General features: G+C 40.6%; 6 protein-coding genes. All 6 read right to left on the minus strand.

Annotated features, from left to right (window positions below; genetic code table 11):
* Window positions 1-62: 62 nt before the first annotated feature.
* Window positions 63-1,562 carry a polyamine aminopropyltransferase gene (locus tag CH352_RS17125; RefSeq protein ID WP_100705253.1) on the minus strand — a complete coding sequence of 500 codons (1,500 nt, stop codon included), beginning with the start codon at window positions 1,560-1,562 and terminating at the stop codon, window positions 63-65.
* Window position 1,563: 1 nt separating this feature from the next.
* The gene (locus tag CH352_RS17130; RefSeq protein ID WP_100705254.1) at window positions 1,564-1,764 is read right to left on the minus strand and encodes a hypothetical protein; all 201 of its coding nucleotides are present in this window, start codon (window positions 1,762-1,764) and stop codon (window positions 1,564-1,566) included.
* Between the two features lie 9 nt (window positions 1,765-1,773).
* A complete protein-coding gene (locus CH352_RS17135) occupies window positions 1,774-3,735 on the minus strand; it encodes a DUF4178 domain-containing protein (protein ID WP_100705255.1) in 1,962 nt (653 codons plus the stop codon).
* Between the two features lie 75 nt (window positions 3,736-3,810).
* Window positions 3,811-4,647, minus strand: a complete 837-nt coding sequence (locus CH352_RS17140; RefSeq protein ID WP_100705256.1) for an adhesin OmpL37 family surface protein — start codon at window positions 4,645-4,647, stop codon at window positions 3,811-3,813.
* A gap of 56 nt (window positions 4,648-4,703) precedes the next feature.
* A complete protein-coding gene (locus CH352_RS17145; protein ID WP_100705257.1) occupies window positions 4,704-7,013 on the minus strand; it encodes a heavy metal translocating P-type ATPase in 2,310 nt (769 codons plus the stop codon).
* Between the two features lie 4 nt (window positions 7,014-7,017).
* Window positions 7,018-7,224 (minus strand): heavy-metal-associated domain-containing protein, encoded by a 207-nt coding sequence (locus tag CH352_RS17150; RefSeq protein WP_100705258.1) that lies wholly within the window; start codon window positions 7,222-7,224, stop codon window positions 7,018-7,020.
* Between the last annotated feature and the right edge of the window lie 107 nt (window positions 7,225-7,331).

A 7,331-nucleotide genomic window follows, 5' to 3' on the forward strand; every position in this document is an offset into this window, starting at 1 on the left:
AGAAACTCCTCTTTTTCCTCTATTTTTAAGTCTTTATAAGTTTAGGGAAGTTCTTTCTTTTTTTAATCTAAGATTCGATTCCATTCTTGGTCGTAATAACGTACAAGACTCTGGTTGTCTAATCGATTCGGTTCAGTTGGCACTCTGGACATATCTTGCGGGAATTCCGAAATGGATTTGAGTTCAGTTTCATTCAGGAATTTTAATCCTGCCGGAAGGTCTTTTCTGTACCCTCCTAATTTTCCGACACTCCCTAAAATAAATCCCCATTCTCCGAAGGAAGGAACATATACATGTAAGGCCCTGGTATTAAATCCTGATTCCTTAAGAGTAGCTTCTACGCACCAGAAAGACATTCTAGCGAATAGAGGAGAAGTGGACTGTATCTCTACGATCGAAAATTCGTTGAGCCTTCTTTTTAAACTTCTGTAAAATGCGGTACTGTATAATTTTCCAATGGAGAAATTACTCGGATCCGGAAAATCTATCAACACCACGTCGAATACTGAATTCGATTCTTCTAACCATAAAAAAGCGTCTGCGTTTTGCACTTTTACTTTAGGATTTTTTAAACTAAATCCGTTGATCTCCGTGAGAACAGGCTGTTCCGAAAAGATCCGAGTCATCTCCGGGTCCAAGTCCACTAAGGTGATGGATTCTACACTTGGGTATTTTAGGATCTCTCTTACTGCTAAACCGTCTCCTCCTCCTAAAACCAATATTCTTTTTGGGTTTGGATGAGATAGAAGGGCAGGATGTGCCAATGTCTCGTGGTATCTATACTCGTCTCTGGAACTGAATTGTAGATGTCCGTTCAAAAAAAGCCTGAGCTCACTTTTGTATCTGGTCACTATAATCTTTTGAAAATTGGTTTGTTTGGAGTAGATGATCTCGTCTGAAAAAAGATTTTCCTCACTGTAATATGTGATCATTTCGGAAAATGCGAAACCTAATCCTAATAAGGTCAATACAAGAGCCGATTTCGCTCTCAATAAGTTTTTATGTTTCTCGGAAAGTGGAAGAACGAATGTTCCCCATAGTGCCGTTCCAGCGTTGAGTAATCCGAAAAAGAAGGAAGTTCTCACCATTCCCAATTTAGGAGCGAAGAATATCGGAAATGCCAAGGAAGCCAAAAGTGCTCCTGCGTAATCCAAGCTGAGCACTTTGGAAACCATATCACGAAATCCTAATTTATTTTTTAGGATGCGGAGAAGTAAAGGTATCTCCATACCTACAAGGGTTCCTACTGCTACAACGATAGTGAAGAGTGGGATTTGGAAAATTCTAGTTTGTCCAAAACTTAAGAATAGAATTGCAGCACTGAATCCACCTAATAATCCTAACGCGAGTTCCACGTCCAAAAACTTAGGGATCAGATCTTCGATCAGGTATCTGGAAAGCCAACTACCGATCCCCATGGAGAATAAATAAACTCCAATGACTAAAGAGAATTGAGTGACTGTCTCTCCGAGCAAGTAACTCGCCACAGTGCCTGCTAATAGCTCGTATACTAAACCGCAGGAAGAAAGGATTAGGACGGAGATTAATAAGGCTCTCTGCAGTTTATTTTCCCCCTGGGAAATTTCTGGTGAACCAAGCGTAATGAGAACGGTAGATACCAGGGTTTTGTCTGACGGTTTTAGGGACCTGGTTCACTTCTTCGAAATCGGTGCTTGCTCCACCTTTTGTGTATTCCGAAAAAAATCCCAGCCCTAATGAGGCTGCGAATAGAGGATAAACAAGGCCTTTTATAAAATCCCACATAATAAATCCTTAAACTCTTTTGGATTCAAAAGAATAACTTCTGAAGAAAGTATAGATCAAAGGAAGCCATAAGAAGATAGAAAATAAGAAGAATGGAGCGGGGCTCATCACATCTCTGATTACCTTTACATTATAATCGGAACCCCAACCTACAGGAAAGTCGGACTGGCTTTCCAATCTCAGATAATATCTTCCAGGAGGGATTTCCGATAAAGATTTAGAATCCGATTTGGAACCTTCCGACCAAGATTCTCCGTCGTCCACTCCATGATAATAACTAGTTTCGATAGAAGTATCGTAAGCTGTGTCCGTATCTTCGTTAATCAGAGCAGCAGAGAAGAATAGATATTTATTGTCTAATTCGGGAGCTTCGATCTGGATCTCCACATTCTCACTTGGTCCTCCTTTCAGTTCGAACACATCCGTAACGAAAGAATTATCTCTAAAATTGGTACTGCCGATATCGGTATTCGGCATGGATGTTTGGACGTATTTAAATTTTCCCTGATAGACTACTTGGTTTTTGGCCTTGATACATCCGTATACTTGGAATACCAAAAATACTGCTGTGAGTATTGACGCTACCCAAAGATTCCGTTTTAATCTGATCTTGAATGGGTTCGGTTCGCAAACGCCAACTATTTCAGGTTTTCTTAATTTAGAGGCTGTGTCCAAAGGAACTGCAGCTTCCATTGTATCGAAAGGAATAAATACTCCCTTGGACCAGAAAATTTCCTTATCCGTTCTTTCGGAAGAGATCATATATGGAGGAGAGATAAAGTCCTCGATTTGCGCCTTCTCTCCTGCGGAGACTTTCCAGTAAAATTCTCCCAATGCAAAGTCGGTGTTAGAGTCTGAATTAGCGAACCACTTGTAGGATCTTTTTTGGAAGATACGTTTTAGTCCAGGAGCCCATTTTGGAATTCCTGGCAGAGGCTCGAAATAGGTCCAGTTGTCCCCATTCTCATTCAACCAAGCATATCCACCTTTGTATCGGAGAAGATAGTCGGTCCAAGTATAAGTTTCGTCGTCTACTTCAGTGGATTTTCGTAATACTCCGATGACTTGGGATTCAGGAAGATTAGGTAACTTGATCGGAGTTCCTAAAGGAAGGAGAACATTATCTTTGGAAACCTGGTCGAATTTAGCGATGATCTTCAGATCATCACTTTCGGTGTCCATTACGGATCCACAATATTCGCAAGCTAAGGATTTGGAAAAATCAGGACTGAATTGATTAAGAGAAGCTCCGCACCCTTTGCATTGTATAGACTTTGCTGGGATCTGAGCTTGGTTGTAGGCAACTTCTTCTTGTCTTAGTCCGGTTAAATTCAATTCTTCTAATAGAGCAAAATTTCCGGAAAATAATAATGCAGGTGATTCGGAATAATCCAAGGTACCAAACATACCGTCTTCGCTTGCAAGATCCAATAGGACTGCTTCGTATCCGGTTTGGAATCCAATGGGGAGTTCACCTTCTCCGCCTATACAAACCGCTTTCATGATCTCTTTTAGAGTCCAGTTCTCCCCTAAGAAAAAACTGTCTCCCGGGGTGATCCTTTCTCGTCTGCCCGAGGCGATTACGATCGGATCTTCGTCGCCTTCCAAGGTCGGGATCTTGTCTGTTGGAATTCCTACATTTAGTTTTGTATAATAATAAGAACCTTGGGCTTCTCCCAGCCAGGCTGAACTTCCGTCTCCTTCCATGAGATGCCATTCGTTCCAGAAGCCTAATTCGAATTTAAGTTGGATCCTTCCTATGACCCTGAATGGAGTTCCTTTATAATTTCCTTGGGTCCCGAGTTGTATGATGGAATGATCGTCAGCGAGTTCTCCCGCTGTGCCGATCTTTTCTAGATTCACATCTTTTTTAAGAGAGAGAGTTTTACAACTGGAGCAAACCGCGTAAACGGATGCCTTATTGATGATAGGGACAGGGGCTCCGCAATTTGGACAACTTAGTTCGGACACAAAGAAAGGTGATAACTTCGGGAGGATACTCTGTCAATCCTGGTTTTACGGGGCCGAAAGAAATTTCCTGAATTTTTAAGGGATGACGGAGCGTTTCGCCATTCTTCTTGCCCGATCGCTGGCAGGGTCTATATCTCCCAAAGCTTTTTCCAATTCTTGCAGGCCTGGATTTTCCCAAGTCGCTTCATATAGATTCGGAGAATTGAAAATATGAAAATGGTTATCAAAATGGATCCGATTATAATAGTCCGCCTTGCTGAACATTGCGCGGTTTATCTCGTTATAAATTTCTTCGAATTCAGTGGTTTGCAGATCCGGTTCGAAGTCGGAAAGAAATTTTAAGGAAAGAAGAATGACGTATTCTCTGGATTGTTTTAATAATTTCAGAGCTTCATATAAGTATTGGGTCTTGATCCCAGGCAAATAAGGTCTTGTATTATCCGCGATCGTTTTCTTTTGGTTGGAGGCTCCGTATTCTCGATAGCCCATTTCCAAATGATGTCTTGCTTCTGCGTCTTTTGTTCTGAGAGCGTATTTAGATAAAAAATCCAATTCTCTTCTTACGCTGGAGGATGATGCTTCCACAATCTTAGCATATAATATCACTAATAATCTTTGGGTTTGGCGCATCTCATCGTAAGAATGTGCAAGATCGAATTGTAAATACAAAGTGAATGTTTCTATATGATGTTGCAGGCACCTGCGGAATAATGCTTTATCTTCTTCTGTTCCGTAATTAGAGATCGTGCTATTGATCGCTTTTAGATGAAATTCGTTTTGTTTTAATCCTCTTTCTACTCGGACCAAAGCAGTCGCTCTATTACTGTCCAAGTCCGCCTTTGTTTGTTCAAAAGGAAGAATTAGAAATGCGAAAAGAAGAATGAAGTAAGTTAGATTTCTTTTCGATCCCATATTAGCATTTTCGGAAATAAGAGGGGTCCAAATTGAACCCCGTTACAAGATAAATTTTACTGAACTATTCTTTGTCTTATGTCCTTTTTCCTAAGTCGAAGCGCATTTAGGACCACTGAAACGGAACTGAACGCCATCATCGCACCTGCAATCCAAGGAGCTAAAAGACCTGCGGCTGCAATTGGGATGCCTAGAGTGTTATAAGCGAGCGCCCAGAAAAAATTTTGTCGAATATTTCTTGTAGTCGCCTTTGCAATCAAGATTGCCTCTGCAATTTTTTCCAGATCTCCTTTTACCAAAACTACTCCTGCGGTTTCGATTGCGACGCCTGTTCCTGTTCCCATTGCAAATCCTACATCAGCTTTTGCTAATGCAGGAGAATCGTTGATACCGTCACCGGTCATTCCTACAATTTTTCCTTTGGATTGTAAGTCTGAAAGTATCTCTGCTTTTTCTTTGGGAAGAAGAGAAGCATGTACATTTTTGATCCCAACTTTCGAAGAGATGCTCTCTGCTACTGACAAATGGTCTCCGGTTAAGAGTAATGTTTCGATTCCGAGAGAATTTAATTTCTCCAATGCAGACTTTGCATTTTGGCGAATTGTATCTTCTATTGCAAAAATGATCCATCCGGCATTCTCTGATCTCGCCCAAACTACTGTTTTTCCTTGCTTCTCCCAAGAATTAGAAATTTCCAATAAATCTTTTGGAAAGTTCTCTTTTTGTTCGAAAAACTCCAGTTTTCCTATCTTGATATTGTTTTTGTTTACTTTCGCAGTGATTCCAAGTCCTGGAACAGTCTGTAAATTTTCAGGAGAAAGGATAGAATGGCCTTTGGATTTTACAAAAGAAACAATAGCTTTTCCTAAAGGGTGAGAAGATGCGGATTCTGCGGATGCAGAATAAGAAAGTAGATCCGATTCTTCTCCCAAAAACTTGTAATCTGTCACGGAAGGATTTCCCTCGGTGATCGTCCCGGTTTTATCGAATGCGATCAGGTTTAGAGAAGCTGTGGTTTCTAAAACTTCAGAAGTTCTGAATAAGATCCCAAGGCTTGCTGCCTTTCCTGTTCCTACTAAAATTGAGATTGGAGTGGCAAGTCCTAAAGCACAAGGGCAAGCAATCACTAAGATTGCGATCGATTTTTCCAGAGATGAACCTAATACTCCCGCTTCTAAGAAGAAGAACCATAATAAAAAGTTAAACAAGGAGATCAAGATCACTACCGGAACAAATACTGCTGAAATTTTATCCGCAATCTTTTGGATAGGAGCCTTCGAACTTTGCGCTTCTTCGACGGTTTTGATGATAGATGCGAGCACTGTTTCTGAACCGACTGAGGTTGCTTGCACAACCAAATTTCCATTTCCGTTGACTGTTCCTCCCAATACTTGGCTGTCTTTCTTTTTGTCTAGAGGAAGACTTTCGCCGGTTAACATGGATTCGTCTACCGAGCTAAAACCTTCTAATACAACTCCATCTACCGGAAATTTTTCGCCTGGTCTGATTTGTAGAGTATCTCCTTTTTTTACGTATTCTGTAGGGATTTCTAACCATCCCTCTTCTTTTTTAATACGAGCAGTTTCCGGTTTTAATTCGAGTAAGGTTTGGATTGCAGAAGAACTTTTTCCTTTTGCTTCCGCTTCCATCCATTTTCCAGCGAGTATAAAACAAAGTAATACAGCGGATGTTTCATAGTATAATGGTGGAAGTGAATGTGTATGCGCGCCTTCTTCCCAAAAAGATGAGAAGAACAGATCTCTTTGCTGGAGTCCTTGCAAGAGTGAAAGTATAAAACTATATCCGAATGCCGCAGAGGTTCCTAAGGAAACCAGCACATCCATGTTCGCGCTTCCGTTTCTGATCGCTCTGAATGCACTTTTATAAAATGGCAATCCGATCCAGAACTGGACTGGGAATGCCAATGCAAATTGTACCCAAGGATGCATTAAGACTTTTGGATTCGGTAAGAATTCCAAAAACGTAAAATGCGAAACCATGGAATAGAATAGAGGAGAAGCAAATAAAAGGGAGATAAAAAATCTAGATCTTAATGTGGATCTTTCTTTTTTATGTAGTTCTTCCGTTTCTTTATAATTGTTTTCTGAATGCTCCTTTGCGGAATAACCTAAGGACTCTACTTTAGAAAATAATTGTGAAGAATCTATGGACTCGTTGAATCTTACGAATGCGGTCTCTCTTCCGAAATTGACCCGTGCTTCTTCTACTCCTGGGACTTTATTCAAGCCCGTTTCAATCCTTCTCGCGCAGTTGGCGCAGGTCATTCCGAAAAGATCTAAAGTGATCTCGGATGTTTTTTCTTCCGGGGAGAAGGTTTTGACTTCTTCTCTAATTTCCACGCTCATCTCTTTACTCCTGGTTAATGGAAACCACAGGATAACCTTCCTCTTCTAACATCTTCGAAAGAGAAGAAACATCTTTTTTGGTTTCGAAACGTGCCGTTTGGGAGTTTAGATCCACTACGGGTTTAGACTCCGAATCGAAGGATTGGATTGTTTTAGATACGGTTCCTGCACAATGGTTGCAGGTCATACCTGATAATTTGATCTCGTACATTTTATTTCTCCTTGATCTATAATACAATTGTCAACCTTCCAATAGTTAGAAGGTTAGAAAATCCGATTTTTTAGGAAAAACGGAATTTTTTTTCGGATTTGGGTCTT

Source organism: Leptospira hartskeerlii (assembly GCF_002811475.1).
In the GTDB taxonomy this organism is placed as follows: domain Bacteria; phylum Spirochaetota; class Leptospiria; order Leptospirales; family Leptospiraceae; genus Leptospira_B; species Leptospira_B hartskeerlii.

Excerpts from the sequence above, each read along its gene's own strand:
- CH352_RS17130 (WP_100705254.1), bottom strand. The coding sequence starts at position 1,764 with ATGTGGGATTTTATAAAAGGCCTTGTTTATCCTCTATTCGCAGCCTCA.
- CH352_RS17140 (WP_100705256.1), bottom strand. The coding sequence starts at position 4,647 with ATGGGATCGAAAAGAAATCTAACTTACTTCATTCTTCTTTTCGCATTT.
- CH352_RS17145 (WP_100705257.1), bottom strand. The coding sequence starts at position 7,013 with ATGAGCGTGGAAATTAGAGAAGAAGTCAAAACCTTCTCCCCGGAAGAA.
- CH352_RS17150 (WP_100705258.1), bottom strand. The coding sequence starts at position 7,224 with ATGTACGAGATCAAATTATCAGGTATGACCTGCAACCATTGTGCAGGA.